Genomic DNA, 20,198 nt, shown 5'->3' with positions numbered 1-20,198 from the left:
ATAGTAGCTGGATGCGGGGCAAAAGGAACCTTACGCCGGCAGGCCGAACACCTCGGTCAAATGCTGTTCGTAGCGTGCGACATCGGCTTCGATGTTCGGGCGTTTCATGACATCGACACACAGGAACGTCGGCAAACCGGTCATGCCGAGAAACTCGTTGGCCTTGTGGAACGGGAAGTACACCGCGTCCACGCCCTTGGCTTCGAAGAAGTCGGTCGGGTCGTCGAAGGCTTGTTGTGGCGCGTTCCAGGTCAGCGACAACATGTATTGCTTGCCGTGCACCAGACCACCGCTGCCGTATTTTTGCGAGGCGTCGGAACGGGTGCGGCCGTCACTGGCATAGAGGCTGCCGTGACCTTCGGTGAAGACTTCGTCGATGTACTTCTTGACGGTCCACGGCGCGCCCATCCACCAACCGGGCATCTGATAAATGATCACGTCGGCCCAGAGGAATTTGGCGACTTCTTCGGCGACGTCGTAACCCTCGTCGATGAACGTGGTTTTCACGTCCAGACCACCGCGATCCAGCACGCTCAGCGCGGTGTCGTGCAGGGTGGTGTTATAGCGGCCATCGGAGTGGGCGAATTTTTTGCCGCCATTGAGCAACAGGACTTTTTTCATGAAAGGTCTCATAAAGGTCAGAAATTGGATGGCGGCAGGTTAGTGGTCAGCCTCGCGCGGAGTAAGCACCAACCGGGCAAAATTCATTTGACCCACACGCACGAATCGACCTTGAATTGTTGCCGTAGACTTGCGGCCGATTCTGACTTCTTGAGATTTTTTGATGAGTGATTTGCAGGGCTTCATCCTGCACGCCAAGACCCGCCCGGAAAAATCCGACGCCTTCGAAGTGTTTTTCAGCGGTTATGTAGAGGCAAGTCGTGCCGAGCCCGGCTGCATCGAGTACCACATGCTGCGCGACAAACAGGACCCGACGCTGTTTATCTTCTACGAGATCTGGCAGTCCCAGGCCCACCTCGACGTGCACTCGAACCTGCCGCACATGCAGCAGTTCCGCGACATGCGCATGGAGTACCTGGAACGGGATTTCGATATCCGCGCCATCGAGATGCTCAGCCCGTCGTCCGCTACCCGTTGATCAGCAAGTGGCCGCCGAGCACGCCGAGGCCTACGAAAAACACACGCTTGAACACCACGGCACTGATCCGCTGACGCAGCCACTGGCCCAGTAACATGCCGAGGACTGCGGGGATCAGCGCCAGCAATGACGCGCTCAATTCGCCGCCCCCCAAAGACCCGCGCCAAAACAAACCGGCGGCCAGTGCGAGTGTCGAGATGGTGAACGACAGGCCCAGCGCCTGCACCAGTTCATCCCTGTTTAAGTCGAGAGCTTGCAAATAAGGCACCGCCGGAATCACGAAGACCCCGGTGGCCGAGGTGATCATGCCGGTCAACAGGCCGCACAGCGGGCCAAGCCAGCGCTCGCCTGGGCCATCGATGCGCAAGGTCGGCAGGAACAACCCGCTCAACGCGTAGAGCAACAACGCAGCGCCCAAACCCCGCACCACCCAATGACCACCCGCCATGCCAATCCACAGCGTACCGACGCCGGTGCCGATGAAGATCGTCAGCAGCATCGGCCACAGCCGTTGGACCAGCCCACTCAAGTGCCCGCCGAATGCCAGCTGCCAGACATTGGTGAGAGTCGCCGGGATGATCAACAGTGCAGCAGCCTGTGACGGCGCCATAGCCAGACCAAGTAACCCCATGGCGATGGTGGGTAAGCCGAGCCCGATGATGCCCTTGATCATGCCGGCCAACAGGAAGGTGGCGATGACCAATAACGAAAGGGCCAGGCCGAGGTTTTGGTAGAACGCAGCGAGAGTATTCATGGGGCTATGGTGAGCCTCGACTGGCCGCTTGAAAATCTGCCATATACTGAGGCTGCCTCTTGTATTGCAAGAGGCTGATACCTACGTCGCGTTGACGAGCGCTATCGCGAGCCTGCTCGCGATAGCGAACTCTCAGACAACACCTATTCAGAGCCTGCTGCGATGCACTTCGACCTGACCGACCTGCGCCTCTACCTGAACATTCTCGACAGCGGCAACATCACCGCTGGCGCCGCCTGCAGTCATTTGTCGCTGGCTGCAGCCAGTGCGCGAATCCGCGCCATGGAGTCTTCGCTCGGTATCGAGTTTCTGCAACGCGGTCGTCGCGGCGTCGCGCCCACACCTGCTGGCAAGGCGTTGGCCAAACACGCCCGAACCTTGCTGCAACAGGCCGAACGCATGCAACAGGATTTGGCCGAATACGCCAAGGGCGTCAAAGGGCAGGTGCGCCTTCTGTGCAACACCACGGCGATCACCGAATACCTGCCGGAGTTGCTCGCCGACTTTCTGCGCGAGCATCCCAATCTCGACATCGACCTTCAAGAGCTGCCCAGCGCCCGCATCACCCACGCGTTGCGTCAGGGTGCGGCCGACTTGGGTATCGTGTCCGACGCCGTCGACACCGCTGACCTGCAGACCCGCGCCTTTCGCGATGACCCACTGGTCCTGATTGTGCCGCCCGAGCACCCTCTGGCCGATAGCGAATCCTTGAGTTTCAGCGACACCCTGCACCACGATTTCGTAGGCCTGAACGCCAACAGCGCCTTGGCCGTGTACCTCGAAGAACAGGCATTACACATCGGTTCGCGCTTGAAGATCCGCGTGCGCGCCGATGGTTTCGACGGGGTGATGCGCATGGTCGCTCGCGGTGCCGGGCTGGCGATCGTGCCGCTCGCGGCCGTCGAACGCTGGCCTGGGGATCCGCCCTTCAAGAGCATCGCGCTGCAAGAATCATGGGCTCAGCGCAAACTCCTGATCGGCGCCCGGGACTTCGCGGCGCTGCCCGGCTATGCAAAGGCGCTGCTGGAGGCCTTGACCCTCCCCTGAAGGGCAGACTTTACCCTTGAGTTTTCATCTTCAAGGGCAGAGACGATGGGCAAACGAATTCTGGTGATTCTCGGCCATCCCTCGAGCAACAGCTTCTGCGCCGCACTGGCGCAGCGCTACGTACAGTCGGCGTTGCGCGCCGGGCACGAGGTGCGCCAGCTGTTTCTGGGTCGAATGAATTTCGATCCGGTGCTGCGTGAAGGTTATCGACAGGTCCAGCCACTGGAACGTGACTTGCGCCACGCCCAGGCTGATATTCTGTGGGCCGAGCAACTGACGCTGGTCTATCCGATCTGGTGGGGCGGGGTTCCGGCCTTGCTCAAGGGCTTTTTCGATCGGGTGTTCCTGCCCGGCTTCGCCTTCAAGTACCGCGAAGGCAAAGCCTTTCCCGACAAACTCCTGCGCGGTCGCAGCGCGCATTTACTGGTGACCATGGACACGCCACCCTGGTATTACCGCTGGATCTATCGCATGCCCGGGCTGCACCAGATCCGCAAGACCACCCTCGCCTTCTGCGGTATCGAACCGCGGCGCACGTTGACGTTCGGCCCGATTCTTGGTGCAAGCGACGGTCAGCGTGAAACCTGGCTGCGACAAGCCGAGGCTATCGCCCGCCGCTGAGTGTTCCGATAATGCGTCGGGCGTCACCACCGAGAAAAAGGACTTTTCATGTACATCGGCCAAGCCGCGCAACGTTCCGGAGCGACGATCAAGAGCATCCGCCATTACGAGTCGATCGGCCTGCTGCCTCCCGCTCAGCGGCAAGGCAAATACCGCGTCTATGACCAGTCAAGCATCGACCTGCTGATCTTGATCAAATGCGCTCAACAACTGGGTTTCCGGCTCAAGGAGATGCAGGCGATTTTTGCCGGGCATCAAGGACAGGCGATGCCATGGGTATTGGTGCGGCAAGCCATCGATGCCAAGAAGCACGAAATCAGCGAGCGGATCGCTGCGCTTAGCCTTCAACACGAGCAACTGGTCGAGTTTGAAGTCAACCTTGAACAGGCCCGGGCAGATTGCCCATTGGAAAATCTTTGAGGGCAATGCGCGTTTCTGGACAGCTCAATGTCGAGCACAGACAACTGACCAGTGCATGGGCGCTATAGGGTGCAACTTCAGTTCTCTAGTCCACTGTCCCGGAGTCCACATGACCGCACCGATTACCGTCCTTCGCGATACCCACCCACTGCCGGTGCTCGACGCCTGCAAATGGGAAAAACTCGAAGGCGACCCGCACACCGTCAACCTCAATGCCTACACCAGTGAAGACGGCAGCAAGATCATGGGCACCTGGATCTGCACGCCGGGCAAGTGGTACGTGGAATACGTGAAGTGGGAATACTGCGATTTCCGCGAAGGCTATTGCATCATCACCCCGGAAGGGAAAGAGCCGATCCACTTGCGTGCCGGTGATATTTTTGTCATCGAGCCAGGCATGAAAGGCACCTGGGAAGTGGTTGAAACCGTACGTAAGTATTTCGTGTTTGCCTGATTCAAAAAACCGGGGGACCACCCGACGTGGTCTCCCGGCAAATAGTGTTGCACGATCTTGTGGCGAGCCCCCTCGCCACAATCCCGGAAGTCCCCTTATTGGGGTTTGCGATAGCTGTTGATAATCGCCGAGAAGTCTTTACCACCCTCCCCACGCTGGCTCATCGCCTGATACAACTGCTGTGCCACCGCGCCGAGCATCACCGGTTGGTGCGCCTGACGTGCCGCTTCCGTGGCCAGCCCCAGATCCTTGAGCATCAGTTCAGCACCGAAACCGCCGGTATATCCGCGCGACGCGGGCGCTGTTTCGACGATGCCCGGCCATGGGTTGTACATCTCCGAACTCCAGCAACGCCCGGTGGAACTGTTGATGATCCCGGCCAGCACCTTGGTGTCGATCCCGAGGGCATCGCCCAGCGCCATGGCTTCGCTGACGCCGACCATGGAAATCCCCAGCAACAGGTTGTTGCAGATCTTGGCGATTTGCCCAGTGCCGACTTCGCCGCAATGAACAATGTTTCGGCCCATTTGCGCCAGCACCGGTTGAAGGGTGGCGAACAGTTCAGGCGTGGCGCCGACCATGAAGGTCAGTGTGCCGGCCGCCGCTCCGCCCGTCCCGCCAGACACCGGCGCATCCGCCATCGCCACGCCTTGCTTGGCGGCAGCTGCGGCGACATCGCGCGCGGTCTGCGGATCGATGGTGCTGCAATCCACCGCAGGCACACCTTTGCCGATACCGGCGAGCACGCCGTCTTCACCCAGCCACACGCTGCGCACATGCACAGCGGCAGGCAGCATGGTGATCACCATTTCTGCGTCTTGAGCCGCTTCACGCGCCGAAGCGCTGATGTTGCCGCCAAGTTGCTCAAGCTCAGCCAGAACGGTCTTGTTCAGATCGACCAGCCGCAGCGAGTGGCCAGCCTTGATCAGGTTGCGCGCCATCGGCGCGCCCATGTTGCCGAGACCGATAAAAGCGATTTTCATGTCCGGCTCCTTAACGCAAGTTGATGGTGGTGTTCACACCGTCGTTGACGCTGTTGTCATCGAACCAGCGACTGGTGACGGTCTTGGTCTGAGTGTAGAACTGCACCACTTGCTTGCCATACGGACCGAGGTCGCCAAGCTTGGAGCCGCGCGAACCGGTAAAGCTGAAGAACGGGACTGGCACCGGAATCGGAATGTTGATGCCGACCTGACCGACGTCGATTTCGCTCTGGAACTTGCGCGCTGCCGCACCGCTTTGGGTGAACAGGCCCGTGCCGTTGCCGAACGGGTTGGCGTTGACCAGGGCGATGGCCTCATCGAGGGTCGCGACTTCCAGCACGACAAGCACCGGGCCGAAGATTTCCTGGGTGTAGATCTGCATGTCGGGGGTTACGCCAGAGAACAGGGTCGGGCCGACAAAGTTGCCCTGCTCGAAGCCTGGAACCGTGATGTCGCGACCGTCCAGCTCAAGCTTGGCGCCTTCCTTGATGCCGCTCTCGATCAGCTCGAGAATTCGTGCCTTGGCCCGCTTGGAAATCACCGGCCCCACATCAGTGCCCGGCTCGCTGCCTGCGTTCACTTTGAGTTTCTGTGCCAACGCCTTCAGGTCTGGCAGCCATTGCTTGGCCGCACCCACCAGCACCACTACCGAGGTGGCCATGCAACGTTGACCGGCCGCACCGAAACCGGCGCCGACCAAAGCATTCAGCGCTTGTTCGCGATTGGCGTCCGGCAGCACAACGGCGTGGTTCTTCGCGCCCATCATCGATTGCACGCGCTTGCCGTGTTTGCCGGCTAGGTCATAGACGTGAGTGCCGACCGCGGTCGAACCGACGAAGGACACAGCCTTGATGTCCTTGTGAGTGCAGAGCGCATCCACCACGTCTTTACCGCCATGAACAACGTTGAGCACGCCGGCCGGAACGCCGGCCTCGATCGCCAGTTCAACCAGCAGCATGGTCGACATCGGGTCCTGTTCGGACGGCTTGAGGACAAAGGTGTTGCCGCAAGCGATGGCCATCGGGAACATCCACAGCGGAATCATCGCCGGGAAGTTGAACGGGGTAATGCCGGCGCACACGCCGATTGGCTGACGCAGGGTGTAGGTATCGACGCCGCCCGCGACGTTCTCGGCGAATTCGCCCATTTGCAGGCTGCCGATGGAGCACGCGTGCTCGACCACTTCCAGGCCACGGAAGATGTCGCCTTCCGCGTCGGCGATGGTTTTGCCTTGCTCGTTGCTGAGCACCACGGCGATGCGTTTGGAGTGTTCACGAATCAACGCCTGGAGCTTGAGCATGATGCGCATCCGCGCGCCGATCGGCGTCAGCTTCCAGGTCTGGAAGGCGCGATGGGCGGCGCTGATCGCGGCGTCGACTTCTTGCGCGGTGGCAAACGGAACCTTGGCCAGCACTTGCTGGGTCGCCGGGTTGACGATGTCGTGCCACTCGGTGGTCTGCGACTCGACCCACTCGCCGTCGATCAACAACTTGACCTTCTGCACAGTGGTTTCGTTTGGCGTGAGCGTTGCGTTCATATTGGGTCTCCGGGAAATTGTTCTTATGTAGAGAGCTATCTGGGGAGAAGGCGAAGAGTCGCCTTGCAATGAAGCGGTTGCCGCGAATTGATTATCCGGCTGTTCCTGGAGTATAGATGTGCAAACTTCTGATAAGAACGCACATAAAAGCCGGTCCATCATGCAAAAAAACATCACGTCTTTAGGCTCGTTGAACTGGGATGACCTCAAGTTTTTCCTCGAGGTCTCCCGTACCCGCAAGGCTAGCACCGCAGCCAAGCGCCTGGCGGTGGACTACACCACGGTCTCGCGGCGCATCAGTTCACTGGAAGCCGCGCTGGGTACCTTGCTGTTCGAGAAATCCCGGACCAGCGGTTTTGTCCTGACCGCCGAAGGTCAGCGATTACTCGGTTATGCCGAATCGATTGAAAGCACGCTGCACATGGCCTGCGAACAGGTTTCAGGTTCCGGCGTGGCATTGTCCGGGCATGTGCGCATGGGCTGCACCGAAGGTTTCGGCAGCTTTTTCATCACCCCGCAGCTGAGCCATTTCGTCGATGCCTACCCGGCGATCTCGGTCGACATCCTGCCGCTACCGCACTTCATCAGCCTGTCCAAGCGTGAGGCGGATATCGTCATCGCCCTGGAGCGTCCGGAGCACGGTCCTTACGTCTGCTGCAAGCTCTGCGACTACAAACTGCAGCTCTACGCGACTCAGGACTATCTGGACAAACACCCGCCGATTCGCCGGCCCGCAGACTTGAGCAAACATCAATTCATCAGTTATGTGGACGACCTGGCCTTCAGCTCGGAGCTGCTGTACCTGGCGAACGTTTTGCCTGGCGCCAGCGCCAATCTGCGCAGCACCAGCGTGATCGCCCAATTCGTCGCAGCACAACAAGGGCGCTCACTGGCAATTCTGCCGTGCTTCCTGGCGGCTCAAGACCCGCGCTTGCTGCCGGTGTTACCGGAGGAGATCCACATTACCCGGCAGTTCTGGATGTACTGCCGGGAGGATCTGAGGAAGCTCAAGCGGATCACGTTGTTGTGGGATTACATCCGCGAGGTGACTGAGCAGAATCAGAGCCTGTTGATGGGCGAAAGCCGGGAGATGCTGTTCGCCGACTAACCGGCGCTCACCACGATCGACACTCGACGGTTTTCGGTGCGGCCTGCGGCGGTGTTGTTGGAGGCCACCGGTTCATTGCTGCCCAGACCACGCAACTGGATGTTTTCTTCTTTCATGCCGACCGTTGTCAGGACTTTGCCGACACTTTTCGCGCGGCGCAGGGACAGCGTCTGGTTATAGGATTCTTTGCCCGATGCATCGGTATGACCATCGACCCGCACGCGCTCGATGCCGACCGCGAGCAAGGCCTTGCCGATGCGTTCGACGATCTCGGTGCTGGCGGCGTTCAGGCCATCGTCGTCGCTGCCAAACAGCACTTTGCCGGACAAGCCAAACGCCCAGCCCTCATCGGTCAGTTCGAAGCCCTGTTGTTTGAGCACGGAAATTTGGCCCGGGGTCAGGCCCTTTTGGGGTGCCGTCTGGCAACCGGCCAATGCCAGCAAGGCCATGAACAGGCTGATTGTGAAAAAACGCAGGGAATGTCGAGTGATCGAAAACAAAGCTGTCAGCTCCTGGATTGAACATGGGCGACAGGGTGCTCCGACCCTGCCGTGTGTTGCGCGCCTCGGGAAACACGCTTGGCTTGGTACATGGCCGCGTCGGCGGCATTGAGCAGAGCGCCCGGTGTGGAACCATGATCTGGATACACGGCGATGCCGATACTCAGAGAGGTCAACACATGGGTGCTGCCCGGCAGCAGGATCGGCATTTCCATGCTGGCCAGGATCTTGTCGGCAATCCGTTCCGCGTCTTCGATTTTGTGCAGCGGTGTCAGTAACACGGCAAACTCATCGCCGCCCAGACGCGCGACCAGGTCCTCTTCGCGCAACTGCGCACGAACCCTGTTGGCGACGGCAATCAACACGGCGTCACCGGCGGCATGACCGAAGCCATCATTGATTTCCTTGAAGCGGTCGCTGTCGAGAAACAGCACGGCCACCCGCTCGTTGAGCTTGTTGGCATTACGCAACGCACGGATCAGACGACCTTCGAAAAACGCCCGATTCGGCAATCCGGTGAGGCTGTCGTGGCTGGCCTGGTGCGCCAGGGTTTCGTTTTCGCTTTGCAGGTGGGTCTGCCAGGATTCGAGTTCACCGAGCAACGCATTGAAGTCATTGCCCAGGTTATCGAGTTCAGCGATCTCGGCGGGTGGCACACGCCGGTCGAAGGCTCGGTCGCTGCGGGCGGCGTGCGCGACGGTAGCGAGACGGCGCAGCGGACCGGTAATTGAGCGAAGTTGTCGGCGGGCCAGATAGAGTGCGACCCAGGCACTGATGGCCGTGCACAGCACGATACCCACCAGACCGCTGAGCAAGAAACGCAGCAGGCTGCCGCCGTGACCGGTGAGCTGGATGCTACCGACTTCCCGACCTTGATGAACGATCGGCATGACGATGGGTTTTTCCAGAAACGTTTTCGCGATCTGCAATTCCAGGTCGGAGAACAAGCCGCTGTCCGGTCGCTGCCAGCGCGCCAGTAGCCGACCCTTTTCATCCAGCACCTGAGCGTCGGCGACTTCTTCCGTGGAGGCGATCAACGCCAGCGCCTCAGTGGCCGCCGCTTTGTCGTTGAACACCACTGCAGCCTCCACCGTGTAATTGATCGAACGCGCGATCAGGTGCAGGTTGTGGTCGGCATACACCCGCAAGGCCAGCACACCTAACAATGTCAGGGAAATGCTCGCCATGGCCACGCCGACCAGCGCGACGATCAAGTGCCCGCGGCCGATGACCGAGCGCAAGGTGGGGCGATCACCCGGCGTGAATAGAATCATGGCGCCGCCGGCTTGCGGCGGGACAATTGCAGCACACTGGGGTGAATGCGTACGCCGCTGCGGGCGACGGAGTCGAGGTTGACCTCGAAAGACACCTGATCATCACTGACCCGCAGGCAAAACAGGCTGCCGACAGTGCACTGATCGTCGCTTTCGCTGATGCTCAGCACTGGGCGTTCTGTCAACGAGGCAAAGAGTCGACTGCGCTCATCACTGGTGAGCTTGCCGATGTACACCGCATCGCACGCATCGACAATCGATGGGTTGTCGGCCAAATACCGTTGTACGGTGACGGGTCGGCCAGTGGCCTGGGTCGTGCCTTTGACCAGGTCGTCGGTGTACTCGGTGGGGCCGACCACGCACAGGCGTAATTGGGCGGGCTCAACTGGCCAGCGCGCATAACTGAGAATCCCGAGGACGACCTGAGTAACCGATTTGGCGCGTTGATCGGCCATGCTCCCCAGGGTTTGCGCCTGAGCGAAAACCACGCCGGTCAGCAAGCAGAGAACACCTGCAAGCAGCATTTGCTTGCAGCCAACGACGCGTCCTGTCGTCCGGACAGCCACCTTCATGCAGGATTCTCTTTGAGACAGTAACGAAATGATGCCGCAACGATAGCATAGGGTCGGGACACCAGCGAGGACGCGTGCGGCACCGATTTAGCCTGTTCCGTCGTCCTGCGCTGCCCCTTCAATGACTCGGCTCGACGCCCTCTTCCCATTCCAGCATCAACCCGCTCAAGCGCTTGACCTTGCGTCGCACGGCCTCTTCAAACACCCCGGCTCGCGGCTCGATCAGAGTGAACCAGTGCTTGGCCCGGGTGATCCCGGTGTAGATCAGTTCCTTGGTCAGCACAGGGTTGAGCGCATCCGGCAGAATCAACGCCGTGTGGGCAAACTCCGAACCCTGGGATTTGTGCACGGTCATCGCGTACACGGTTTCAACGTCATTGAGTCGGCTCGGCAGGACGAAGCGCACACCGCCCTGACCATCGTTGCGCGGGAACGCTACACGCAGCACATGTTTCCCTGGCTCCAGTCCATCGCGCTCCGGCAGTTTGAGGGCAATGCCGATGTCACCGTTCATCAATCCCAGGCCATAGTCATTGCGAGTCATGAGCACCGGCCGACCTTCGTACCATTGCTGATCGCTGTCGATCAGTCGAGCCTTAAGCAGCGCGGCAGTAACTCGCTGATTCAAACCCTCCACGCCCCATGGCCCCTTGCGTACGGCGCACAACAACTGGAAGGCGTCGAAAGCCTGCAACACCTGACGCGCCCAGTCGGTCCAGCGTGGATCATCGAGCGGGCTGTCGAGCGGCGGGCGCTGGCTGCGCAGCAGGTGCAGGTAATGACGATAGCCTTGCGGCCCTTCGCCATGGCCTTCAAGCAGCAAGCGCTCAAGCGCCCGATCATGCTCGCCTTTGAGGGGCAGAGAAAACACATCTTCGTGGCTTCGAGCCTCCAGCAGTTTGCGGGCTTCTTCCGGTTGCTGCTGGTTGACCCAACGGGCCAACTGACCAATCCCGCTGCCCTCACCGAATCGGCGCGAGTGACGGAGCATCACAACTTGCTGGGCAAGGGGATGAGCACCGTCGGTGTCCTCCCGCAAACCGCTGGCGCTCAGACTTTCGCCACTGATGGACTCAAGCCACTGCCGAGTTTGCGGGCTGTACCAGCCAGCCTCGGCGTCGCGACATAGATCGCCCAGCACCGCGCCCGCCTCCACCGAGGCGAGTTGATCCTTGTCACCGAGCAACACCAGCCGGGCATGGGCCGGCATCGCGTCGAGCAGGTTGGCCATCATTTCCAGGTCGATCATCGAGGCTTCGTCCACCACCAGGACATCCAGCGGCAAGCGATTACCGGCGTGGTGACGGAAGTGTCGGGTGCCGGGGCGACTGCCAAGCAAGCGGTGCACGGTGGTGACGTCAGACGGGATTTTGTCTCTTACGGAGTCTGCAACTTCCAGTGTCCGGACTTGCTGGCTGATGGATTCCGTCAGCCGCGCCGCCGCTTTGCCGGTAGGCGCCGCCAGACGAATGCGTAGCGGCTTGCCCGCCGCCACTGCTGGCGCCTGGAGCAACGCCAGCAACCGCACGACCGTGGTTGTCTTGCCGGTGCCCGGGCCGCCGGTGACGATGCTGAACGCGCTGCGGGTGGCCAAGGCGCAGGCAAGTTTCTGCCAGTCGATCACTTCACCGGGCTTAGCCGGACCGAACAGACCCGTGAGGCGTTCGAACAGGTCATTCGGCGTAGCTTCATGCTCAGTCAGGCGCAAGCGCAGGGCATTGTCGATGCGCCTTTCGTACGCCCAGTAGCGGCGCAGGTACAAGCGCTTGCCTGACAGCACCAAGGGCCGTGATTGCGCCTCCTCGCGACCATCGACGGCCAGCGCAACCAGGCGACTGGACGCCAGGACCTTGCACCAATGCGCGCCGTCCAGAGCTTCAAGCAGTTGCGATGGCAACAACATCGCACCACTTTGCACATCGCCTTCCGGCGGTAGCGACAACGCGAAGTCCGGCTCTTTCAGCGTTTCGAACAGATCCAGGCAGACATGGCCGTGCCCCAGTTGGTGACTGGTCAACGCAGCGGCGAGCAGCACCAACGGATCATCGTCGGGCGCGAGCTCGTGGAGGAAGGCGACAAAGGCCTTGTCCAGCGCCCGCAGCCAGCCACGTTCCACCCAGCGAGTCAGCAATAGCAGCAAGTCATCTGCGCGAGTCAGGGGCGACAGGTCCGCCAGGCTTTCGGCTGCCAATGGCGTGGGCAGCAAATCGGCGAAGGTGCGACTCATAACAGTTCTCCCTGTTCCCAGGCGGGCTCGGCCTTGGGTTCCGGCTTGCCTTGGAACAGCCGGTCAAGGCGCTCGATCAGCTCTCTGGGTGGGCGGGCGAAAAACGCCCCTTGGGTGGGTGCCCGCGTGCCACGCAGGAACAGGTACAGCGCACCACCGACATGCCGGTCGTAATCGTAATCCGGCAACCGCGCCTTCAGCTGGCGGTGCAGGGCCAACAGGTACAGCACGTATTGCAGGTCGTAACGATTGTCGAGAATCGACTGCTCCATGGCCTGCTCGGTATAGGACGCGTCATCGGGCCCCAGCCAATTGGATTTGTAGTCGGCGACGTAGTAGCGGCCTTCGTGTTCGAATGTCAGGTCGATGAAGCCCTTGAACATGCCATTGAGCAATACCGGTTCGGCCGCCACCCGAGCGACGCCGTTATGGGTGTATTGGCGCACCAGTTCATCGAGCTTGAGCACATCGACTTTATGACTGGCGAACCAGAATTCCATCTCGACGCGGTACTGAGTGAGCTGCTCGAAAACGACCGGCGGCTGCCCACCGCCAATGGGCAATGCAGACTTGAGCAAGTGCTGCAGCCAATCGCTCAGCGTGGTGATCCAGCCTTCCCAGCCTCGGCGATTGCAGCGACGGGCAACGGCGTCTTCCACAACTTGCGGAGCCGCGCAGAACCCTTCATCGCCGGCCCACTCCAGCAAACCATGGAGAAAGGTCCCGGGGTTCGGGCCACGGGGGAAGCGATGAATATCAGCGCCACCGGCAACAACTTCTCGCGGCGCTTGCGGATCGAGGCGCTCGTCGTCAAAGAGCTTTTGCGCTTGCGGATTCTCCGGGGCTTCGTCACTGCCCACGCTCAGAATGTCGCCGATACGCAAGGCGCTGTAGGAGGCGATCCACCAGTTTTCGCTCGCTTTGCGCTTGGGTATCAGCGGCGCAAGCAACCTCGCTTCATTGCGTGGCGGATGATAATGGTCGGCTGTCGTCTCCGGCATTTCTCCACAGTTCAGTGCCGGGCAGCCTTGCTGAAGGTCTTCCAGCCAGCGTTTCAAGCCTGCGGATTCGGTCAGTGGAGCACCGCCACCCAGCAAATAACCCAATGCAGAAAGGTGCAGCACCGAGCTGTTGTTATTGCCGCGCTTGAGATCGGTCACGCCGAGCCAGCAGGCATGTTGTGCACGGGTCAGGGCGACATAGAGCAACCGCAGGTCTTCGGCCAGACGCTCATCGTCGGCGAGAGCAATCAACTCGGCAGTCGGCTTCAAGGTCACTTGAGCCTTGCCGTTTGCGTCGTGGAAATGCAGCGGTAAACGGCTGCCATCCACCGGTTTTGCCGAGCAGATGAACGGCAGGAACACCAACGGATATTCCAGCCCCTTGGACTTGTGAATGGTCACGACCTTGACCAGTTGCTCATCGCTTTCCAGGCGCAGGATCTGTTCTTCACCGGCCTGACCGGACAATGCCAAATGCTCGGACAGATGACGAATCAGCGCTTGCTCCCCATCGAGTTCGGCAGAGGCCTGCTGCAACAACTCCGACAAGTGCAACAAATTGGTCAAGACACGTTCGCCGTCATGGCGCGCGATCAACGCCTCGGGTAACTGAAAGTCATGTAGCAGGCGCCGCAACATGGGCAACACACCTTGCTTACGCCACAGTTCGCGATATCCGCGAAACTGCATGACTCGTGCCTCCCAGGCCAGCTCGTCTTGATTCAGACGTTCCAGTTCAGCCAGGGAAAGGTTCAGCGTAATGCAAGCCAGGGCGGCTCGAAGTGGCCGCTCGACATCCGGCTCGGCGCAAGCCTTGAGCCAGGTCAGCAGGTCGTGGGCTTCCTGCGCGGCGAATACCGAATCCTTGTCCGAAAGGTAAACGCTGCGCACGCCGCGCGCAGAGAGTTCGCCACGCACGGCCTGGGCCTCTTTGCCGTCACGAACCAGAATCGCGATGTCGGCAGGCAAGAGGCGTCTGAAATCCTTGCCGTCCTCGATGAAGCCCGCTCGACCTGCTTCGCCCCCATTGAGCAACGCGGTGATTTCACTGGCACAGGCGGCGGCGAGCTGTTGTCGATACACCACACCTGACAATGGCTGCTCGGCGGACAGGTGCCAGATGTTCAAGGCGGGGACGACTTCACCGTCAACCTGCAGAACTTCTTTGCGACCTTGGGATTCGACAGGCAGGAACGGCACTGGATTCTCGCCGTTCTTTTCACGAAACAGGAACGCGCCGCGCCCCAGCTCACGAGACTCGGCACGCTCGAATACATGGTTTACCGCACTGACCATGCCGTGGCTGGAACGGAAATTCGTTCCCAGGGTATGCAAGCGGCCGGCAGTGGCCTGGCGCGCCCGCAGGTAGGTATAAATGTCGGCACCGCGGAACGCGTAAATCGCTTGTTTGGGGTCGCCAATCAGAAACAGGCCGCATTCGGGATTGTTGTCTTCGATGCGATAGATGCTTTCGAAAATCCGGTACTGCACCGGGTCGGTGTCCTGAAATTCATCGATCAGTGCCACAGGAAACTGCTCACGAATCAGGGTCGCGAGGCGCTCGCCGCCATCGGACTGCAATGCCGCATCGAGGCGCAGCAGCATGTCATCGAACCCCATCTCCGCGCGGCGACGCTTTTCTTCCTCGAACCGTGCACTCACCCATTGAGCGGCGTGTTGCAGGACAGCCGCGTCAGGGGTGGGCAACCCATCGAGGCTGGCCTTGAGACCGGGCATGGCGTCCAGCCCTGGGTGAGTAGGGGCGCTCCCCTTCCAGGCTTCGGCCATGCCATCCGGGGTCAGACGAGTGAAGCCAGTGCCGATATCCAGCTGCTCCAGGGACTCGTCTTCGGCCCAGGCCTTTATTTTTTCGAACCAGGGTTCGAAATAACGTGCCTGCATCTTTCGACCGTCGACGCTCTTGCTCGCAACGCCTTGGTGACAGAGAGCAAGCAGCTCGTCCGCCCATTGGCGCCACGGCATCTTGAGTTCGAGCAAAGCAGTTCGTCGCTCCTGCAGGCACTCGGCGATGAGTTCCGCAGGCTCTTTACCTTCGACACTGTCCCGTTCGCTGGCGAATAAACCACGCACACGAGGCAATAACGCCGCCGGGCCACCCCAATTATTTCGCACCCAGTTCAGTGCATCGCCTTGCATCGGATAGCAGAACAGCCGCCAGTAATCGCGCAGCACTTCGCCCAGCAAATCGCTGTGATCGGTTTCAAGGGTTTGGGTAAACAGGCTGCCACTGTCGAATGCGTGCTCGCGCAACATGCGCTGGCACCAACTGTGGATGGTCGATACGGCGGCTTCATCCATCCACTGTGCGGCGATGTCCAGGCGGTTTGCGCAGCCTGACCACTGTTCCGGCAGATATTCATCACGCAGTTCAGCGATGAGGCTGTCGGGGGCCTTGATCTCCTCACGGAAGTACCGCGCGGCTTCAGCCAGACGTGTGCGAATACGTTCGCGCAACTCTTTGGTCGCGGCATCGGTGAATGTCACAACGAGGATTTGTGGCGGCAACAATTCACGCCCAAATCCACCCGATTCGCCACCGTGCCCGAGGACCAGACGCAGGTACAACGCGGAAATGGTGAAGGTCTTGCCAGTACCGGCGCTGGCTTCGATCAGTTGGCTGCCACTCAGGGGGAATGCCAGGGCCAGCGGAGTCTTCGTGGTCATGCGCGCGCCTCCTCGCTGTTCAACGAACGCCAGGGGGCTTCGAGCATCGGCTTATACAAAGTGTTGCACCAGTGGTGGAAAGTGTTCGCGGCAATCAGAGCATCGTAATCGGCGAATTGCCGAGCGAGTGCCGGGCTTTCACGGCGCTCGCCATCAGTGGTTTGACCGTCGCCTTCATAGACTTTTCGAGCGGCGTCGTCGGCTTTGACCGGGTCTGTCTGGGAGAGCCAGGCAAAAGCTGTTTTCACCGCGATCGGCAGCGGTTGGCACATGCCTTTTTTCCATGCTTGTAACAGTTGGCCCAAGGTGCGCAATGCTACGTCCTTCTCCAACGGAGCCAGCAGCAAACTATCGTCACTGGCGACCAACGCCGTGGTCATCGACATGCCGCTGGCACAGGCAACCAAGTGATTGACCCACGGTCGCGTCAGGCGATGCCACTTGCGGGTCTTGATCGATCCAATGCTGTTGGGAATCGTGGTAACCGATAGCAAGCCGCCGTCTGCACGCTGATACAAGCCACTGAGCCAGCCCTCCAGACGCAGACCTTCCAGTTCCAGGCTCACTGGTAACGCACTGGTGAGCGCTGTTGGCCACAACGTCAGCAGTTGTTGGTAGCGTTGCAACAGATCCGGCAAGGGTTCGATCAACTCTCGCTGTAGCGATTCGCCGAACCCGGCCATCGGCAGGAGACCACTGTTTTGCAGACGCTTTGCCTGCGTCTCAAGCGCCGAATCGACATGCGCCAATTGCCCCAGCGCCGCGCCAAGTAAACTGTCACTGAGGCTATAGCGCTGGAGTGCATCGAGCACGAACGGCTCTTCATCGGCCAAGGGTGCTTCAGCCGCTTCGAAAAACACCTTCAACCGCTGACTGAAAAAATGTCGCACCGGGTTACGCAGGAAGTCCTGCAATTGACCGAGGCTCAGCGGTTCCTCTTGAATGTAGTCATCGAGCGTTTGAACATCATTCGTCAGTTCACCGGTTTGATGCAGCACCTGCCACTCACTGGCGTAGCTGAACAGGTCATCGCCCTCATGAAAGTAGCGCGCGCTGAAGGGTTGCAGTGGGTGCTCTTGAGTCATGGCTTCAAGCAGGTCACTGCCGTTTGCTAATCGCCAGCCACTGGCGAGGTGGTCGCGAAGTTGGCCAATCAATACCGAAGCCGGGCGCTCACTGTTGTCCCGGATGCTGCGACCGACCCAGCTGATATACAGCTGGTTGCGAGCCGACAACAGCGCCTCCAGCAACAGATAGCGATCATCCTCGCGTCGGGAACGATCACCCGGGCGGTAATCGCTACCCATCAGATCGAAGTCCAGCGGTGGTTGCGCTCGGGGGTAGTCGCCATCATTCATGCCGAGCAGGCAGACGAGTTTGAACGGGATCGCCCGCATCGGCATCAACGTGCAGAAATTGACTGCCCCAGCCAAAAAACGCTGAGACAGGCGCCCTTGGTCGAGTCCTGCCAGCCACGCTTCACGGACCACGGTCAACGGCAGGTCATCATGCAAGCCTACTGACTCGCAGGTCTCAAGCCAGGTTTCACGCAATTCTTCGAGTTGGGCCAGCAAGTAATCGTCATGCTCATTGCTGGCCTGGAAAAACAACTGCACCAACGCCTGCATCCTGACGCCCCATTGCTTGGGTGGCGCCGGTTGCGTGAGTTCCTGATGGGCAACCTCCAACGCGTCCAGCAACGCAACCAAAGGACCGATGAGTGCGGCGTCGAGACCGCCAATCTCATCGTAAGGCTCAATTCCTTCGCAGGCACTGGCGCTGCCAACGGCGTAGCCGAGCAGCATCCGACGCAGGCCGAAACGCCAACTGTTTTGCTCCAGCGCTTCAGGTAATCCCAAACCCGCGCGTTGCTCGGCATTCATGCCCCAGCGAATGCCGGCGCCTTCGATCCAGCGGTGCAGGGTCGGCAGATCACGCTCTTCTACACCGAAGCGAGCACGCAGCGCGGGAACGTCCAGCAGGTCGAGGATCTCGCTGACCGGGAAGCGGCTGTCAGGAAGCTTCAACAGATGTTCGACTGCAATGAGCAGCGGATCACGACCGCGCTGGCCTTGGTCCGCGAGCGTGAACGGTATGAAGCGCGGATCGAAGCGGTCGAGCTGACCGAACACTGCGCGGATATGCGGTGCGTAGCTGTCGATATCCGGAACCATCACAATCACGTCGCGCGGCTTCAACTCGGGATCAGCACTGAAGCGTGCAAGTAACTGGTCGTGGAGGATCTCCACTTCGCGCTGCGCGCTATGGGCGACGTGGAATCGGATCGACTCGTCATGACTCAGATCGACGGCTGGCCACTGCTCGCGAGTCTCGTTCAGGGGACGTAGCTCAAGGATGTCGTCTTGCAGTTGGTTGAGCATGCTCTGTGGCTGGCTATCGCTGAACAAGTCGATGCGCCCATCACGAAATGCCGAACGATAGCTATTGGGGTCGTCGTAGCTATCGAGCAGATTAATGTAGTCCCGCCCCTGCTTGCCCCAGGCCGCCAATAGCGGATGGGCATGCTGGTGAAGGGTTTGTGGATCGAGCACGACAGGCATGCCGCTCTTTCGGGCCTGGCGCTTGTATTGATGCCGTAACAGGTCTTTATCGGCGACGATGTCGGCCCAATGGTGACGACATGGGTTGTGTACGCAAAGCAAGACCTGGCTGAATCTGGCAAGTCCGGCCAGGGCTTCCAGGGCTTGAGCGGGGAGAGAGGAGATCCCGAAAACGATCACACGGGAAGGCAATCCTTTGGGCGCCACGTCGAGGCTGTTGATACGCTCAATAAATCTCTGATGCACTCCGGCACGACTTTGAGCCATGCCTTGCTCACCGACATCCAGCAACAACGCACGCCATAGTTCTGCCTGCCAACAATTGGCCGGGGTGAGCGGCTTGGCTTCACCTCTGACATTTCGCAGCTGGTGACGACCTTCCGCCCAGTCCTCTAGCCAGTCGGCCCGGTACACCTGATATTGGTCGAACAGATCTGCCAGTCGCTCTGACAACTGGTAGCGCTTGCGTAGATCGGTGTCGTTGGTGAGGAAGCGTTGCAGCGGTTCGAAGTGTGGTTGATTGATCAGCTGCGGAAGCAGTCGCATCAGACGCCAGGTCAGTGGCGCTTTATCGAGCAGGGATTTGACCGGAATTTCATCACGCCCCAGAACCATGCGATAAAGCTGCCACATGAAGCTGCCCGGTAATTGAACATCGATGGCCGCTGCAATTCCGCAGCCGCCCATATCGTCATCTTCCGGGTCTTCGGCCAACGCCAGCTTCAGCCACTGGGCGATGCCATTACTCTGAACCAGGGCGATTTCATTTTCCAAGGGAGCTAGCGGGTAGTTCCGCATTACGCTGATCACCAGGCTACGCAGTTCATCCAGACTGTTGCTTTGAACCACCATAAAACCGGCATTGAGGGACGCGGCGTCCGGCATAAAAGCTTCCTTGGGAAATTACAAAATCTAGGGCCGAACCTTAGCACTGTCGGGAGACTGTGACAGCCGGAAGCCGTCTGAAGATGCCGTACGAACTTTCCTGCGGGCAAAACAAAACCCCTACCTGCATACGCAGATAGGGGTTTCGGAATTTAATCTTGACGATGACCTACTCTCACATGGGGAAACCCCACACTACCATCGGCGATGCATCGTTTCACTGCTGAGTTCGGGATGGGATCAGGTGGTTCCAATGCTCTATGGTCGTCAAGAAATTCGGTAGCCAGGTCGTGTTCTCTTGCGAGGTCACGCTCCAGCGAATGGGTATGTGATAGTTTTCGGTGTTTTGCGAGTCTTCTCGAACTTTCGGTTCGTTTCGTCTTCACACACCGCAATCTGGCGTCCTCTCGGATCAGCAAATTGCTTGGGTGTTATATGGTCAAGCCTCACGGGCAATTAGTATTGGTTAG

At 59.7% G+C, this 20,198-nt stretch carries 16 protein-coding genes and 1 rRNA gene; 6 read left to right on the top strand and 11 right to left on the bottom strand.

Features of this window, described 5'->3' with window-relative positions; translation table 11 throughout:
* Window positions 1-30: 30 nt before the first annotated feature.
* Window positions 31-621, bottom strand: coding sequence for an NADPH:quinone oxidoreductase MdaB (mdaB, locus tag QRN31_RS05525; protein ID WP_090175823.1), 591 nt, complete (start codon window positions 619-621; stop codon window positions 31-33).
* A gap of 163 nt (window positions 622-784) precedes the next feature.
* Here mdaB and QRN31_RS05520 point away from each other — a divergent pair, with 163 nt between their 5' ends.
* Entirely contained in the window at window positions 785-1,099 is a 315-nt protein-coding gene (locus QRN31_RS05520) for a putative quinol monooxygenase (protein WP_285430689.1), read from the top strand.
* Here QRN31_RS05520 and QRN31_RS05515 read toward each other — a convergent pair.
* A complete protein-coding gene (locus QRN31_RS05515; RefSeq protein ID WP_285430688.1) occupies window positions 1,089-1,853 on the bottom strand; it encodes a sulfite exporter TauE/SafE family protein in 765 nt (254 codons plus the stop codon). The genes QRN31_RS05520 and QRN31_RS05515 overlap by 11 nt on opposite strands.
* Window positions 1,854-2,015: 162 nt before the next feature.
* Here QRN31_RS05515 and QRN31_RS05510 point away from each other — a divergent pair, with 162 nt between their 5' ends.
* The 4 genes from QRN31_RS05510 to QRN31_RS05495 all read left to right on the top strand — a co-directional run bounded on the left by QRN31_RS05510 (window position 2,016) and on the right by QRN31_RS05495 (window position 4,395).
* On the top strand, window positions 2,016-2,900 hold the full coding sequence (locus QRN31_RS05510) for a LysR substrate-binding domain-containing protein (RefSeq protein WP_285430687.1): 885 nt from the start codon (window positions 2,016-2,018) through the stop codon (window positions 2,898-2,900).
* Window positions 2,901-2,945: 45 nt separating this feature from the next.
* Window positions 2,946-3,521: an NAD(P)H-dependent oxidoreductase gene (locus QRN31_RS05505; protein ID WP_285430686.1), complete on the top strand. Its 576-nt coding sequence runs from the start codon at window positions 2,946-2,948 to the stop codon at window positions 3,519-3,521.
* A 48-nt stretch (window positions 3,522-3,569) separates the two neighbouring features.
* Window positions 3,570-3,941, top strand: a complete 372-nt coding sequence (locus QRN31_RS05500; RefSeq protein ID WP_285430685.1) for a MerR family transcriptional regulator — start codon at window positions 3,570-3,572, stop codon at window positions 3,939-3,941.
* Between the two features lie 109 nt (window positions 3,942-4,050).
* Window positions 4,051-4,395: a cupin domain-containing protein gene (locus QRN31_RS05495; protein WP_007946320.1), complete on the top strand. Its 345-nt coding sequence runs from the start codon at window positions 4,051-4,053 to the stop codon at window positions 4,393-4,395.
* Window positions 4,396-4,490: 95 nt separating this feature from the next.
* On the opposite strand, the gene mmsB is transcribed toward QRN31_RS05495, so the two are convergent.
* Together mmsB and QRN31_RS05485 are read right to left on the bottom strand one after the other, a co-directional pair.
* On the bottom strand, window positions 4,491-5,378 hold the full coding sequence (mmsB, locus tag QRN31_RS05490; protein ID WP_285430682.1) for a 3-hydroxyisobutyrate dehydrogenase: 888 nt from the start codon (window positions 5,376-5,378) through the stop codon (window positions 4,491-4,493).
* Window positions 5,379-5,388: 10 nt separating this feature from the next.
* Window positions 5,389-6,915: a CoA-acylating methylmalonate-semialdehyde dehydrogenase gene (locus QRN31_RS05485; RefSeq protein WP_285430680.1), complete on the bottom strand. Its 1,527-nt coding sequence runs from the start codon at window positions 6,913-6,915 to the stop codon at window positions 5,389-5,391.
* Between the two features lie 160 nt (window positions 6,916-7,075).
* On the opposite strand from QRN31_RS05485, the gene QRN31_RS05480 reads away from it, so the two are divergent.
* Window positions 7,076-8,023: a LysR family transcriptional regulator gene (locus QRN31_RS05480; RefSeq protein ID WP_285430678.1), complete on the top strand. Its 948-nt coding sequence runs from the start codon at window positions 7,076-7,078 to the stop codon at window positions 8,021-8,023.
* Here QRN31_RS05480 and yfiB read toward each other — a convergent pair.
* The 7 genes from yfiB to rrf form a co-directional block, all read right to left on the bottom strand.
* Window positions 8,020-8,523, bottom strand: a complete 504-nt coding sequence (yfiB, locus tag QRN31_RS05475) for an outer membrane lipoprotein YfiB (RefSeq protein WP_502942448.1) — start codon at window positions 8,521-8,523, stop codon at window positions 8,020-8,022. The two genes, QRN31_RS05480 and yfiB, sit on opposite strands and share 4 nt — an antisense overlap.
* A gap of 5 nt (window positions 8,524-8,528) precedes the next feature.
* Complete coding sequence (gene dgcN / locus QRN31_RS05470; RefSeq protein ID WP_285430676.1) at window positions 8,529-9,797, bottom strand: diguanylate cyclase DgcN/YfiN; 1,269 nt, start codon at window positions 9,795-9,797, stop codon at window positions 8,529-8,531.
* A complete protein-coding gene (gene yfiR / locus QRN31_RS05465; RefSeq protein ID WP_285430674.1) occupies window positions 9,794-10,369 on the bottom strand; it encodes a regulatory sequestration protein YfiR in 576 nt (191 codons plus the stop codon). The genes dgcN and yfiR overlap by 4 nt, the downstream gene beginning before the upstream one ends.
* Window positions 10,370-10,487: 118 nt before the next feature.
* Complete coding sequence (recD, locus tag QRN31_RS05460) at window positions 10,488-12,596, bottom strand: exodeoxyribonuclease V subunit alpha (protein WP_285430672.1); 2,109 nt, start codon at window positions 12,594-12,596, stop codon at window positions 10,488-10,490.
* Window positions 12,593-16,282 carry an exodeoxyribonuclease V subunit beta gene (gene recB, locus QRN31_RS05455; RefSeq protein WP_285430670.1) on the bottom strand — a complete coding sequence of 1,230 codons (3,690 nt, stop codon included), beginning with the start codon at window positions 16,280-16,282 and terminating at the stop codon, window positions 12,593-12,595. The genes recD and recB overlap by 4 nt, the downstream gene beginning before the upstream one ends.
* Complete coding sequence (gene recC, locus QRN31_RS05450) at window positions 16,279-19,728, bottom strand: exodeoxyribonuclease V subunit gamma (RefSeq protein ID WP_285430668.1); 3,450 nt, start codon at window positions 19,726-19,728, stop codon at window positions 16,279-16,281. The genes recB and recC overlap by 4 nt, the downstream gene beginning before the upstream one ends.
* 156 nt (window positions 19,729-19,884) lie before the next feature.
* Window positions 19,885-20,000: ribosomal RNA gene (rrf, locus tag QRN31_RS05445) — 5S ribosomal RNA — on the bottom strand.
* Between the last annotated feature and the right edge of the window lie 198 nt (window positions 20,001-20,198).

This window comes from Pseudomonas sp. fls2-241-R2A-110, from assembly GCF_030209165.1.
In the GTDB taxonomy this organism is placed as follows: Bacteria; Pseudomonadota; Gammaproteobacteria; order Pseudomonadales; family Pseudomonadaceae; genus Aquipseudomonas.
The sequence above is the reverse complement of the archived record's forward strand: the minus strand, read 5'-3'. Positions and strand labels throughout refer to the sequence as shown.

Bases quoted from the DNA above. Each gene is read 5' to 3' on its own strand.
- QRN31_RS05485 (WP_285430680.1), bottom strand. From the start codon at position 6,915: ATGAACGCAACGCTCACGCCAAACGAAACCACTGTGCAGAAGGTCAAG.
- QRN31_RS05520 (WP_285430689.1), top strand. From the start codon at position 785: ATGAGTGATTTGCAGGGCTTCATCCTGCACGCCAAGACCCGCCCGGAA.
- recB (WP_285430670.1), bottom strand. From the start codon at position 16,282: ATGACCACGAAGACTCCGCTGGCCCTGGCATTCCCCCTGAGTGGCAGC.
- QRN31_RS05480 (WP_285430678.1), top strand. From the start codon at position 7,076: ATGCAAAAAAACATCACGTCTTTAGGCTCGTTGAACTGGGATGACCTC.
- recC (WP_285430668.1), bottom strand. From the start codon at position 19,728: ATGCCGGACGCCGCGTCCCTCAATGCCGGTTTTATGGTGGTTCAAAGC.
- recD (WP_285430672.1), bottom strand. From the start codon at position 12,596: ATGAGTCGCACCTTCGCCGATTTGCTGCCCACGCCATTGGCAGCCGAA.
- QRN31_RS05500 (WP_285430685.1), top strand. From the start codon at position 3,570: ATGTACATCGGCCAAGCCGCGCAACGTTCCGGAGCGACGATCAAGAGC.
- mmsB (WP_285430682.1), bottom strand. From the start codon at position 5,378: ATGAAAATCGCTTTTATCGGTCTCGGCAACATGGGCGCGCCGATGGCG.
- mdaB (WP_090175823.1), bottom strand. From the start codon at position 621: ATGAAAAAAGTCCTGTTGCTCAATGGCGGCAAAAAATTCGCCCACTCC.
- QRN31_RS05505 (WP_285430686.1), top strand. From the start codon at position 2,946: ATGGGCAAACGAATTCTGGTGATTCTCGGCCATCCCTCGAGCAACAGC.
- QRN31_RS05495 (WP_007946320.1), top strand. From the start codon at position 4,051: ATGACCGCACCGATTACCGTCCTTCGCGATACCCACCCACTGCCGGTG.
- yfiR (WP_285430674.1), bottom strand. From the start codon at position 10,369: ATGAAGGTGGCTGTCCGGACGACAGGACGCGTCGTTGGCTGCAAGCAA.
- QRN31_RS05515 (WP_285430688.1), bottom strand. From the start codon at position 1,853: ATGAATACTCTCGCTGCGTTCTACCAAAACCTCGGCCTGGCCCTTTCG.
- dgcN (WP_285430676.1), bottom strand. From the start codon at position 9,797: ATGATTCTATTCACGCCGGGTGATCGCCCCACCTTGCGCTCGGTCATC.
- QRN31_RS05510 (WP_285430687.1), top strand. From the start codon at position 2,016: ATGCACTTCGACCTGACCGACCTGCGCCTCTACCTGAACATTCTCGAC.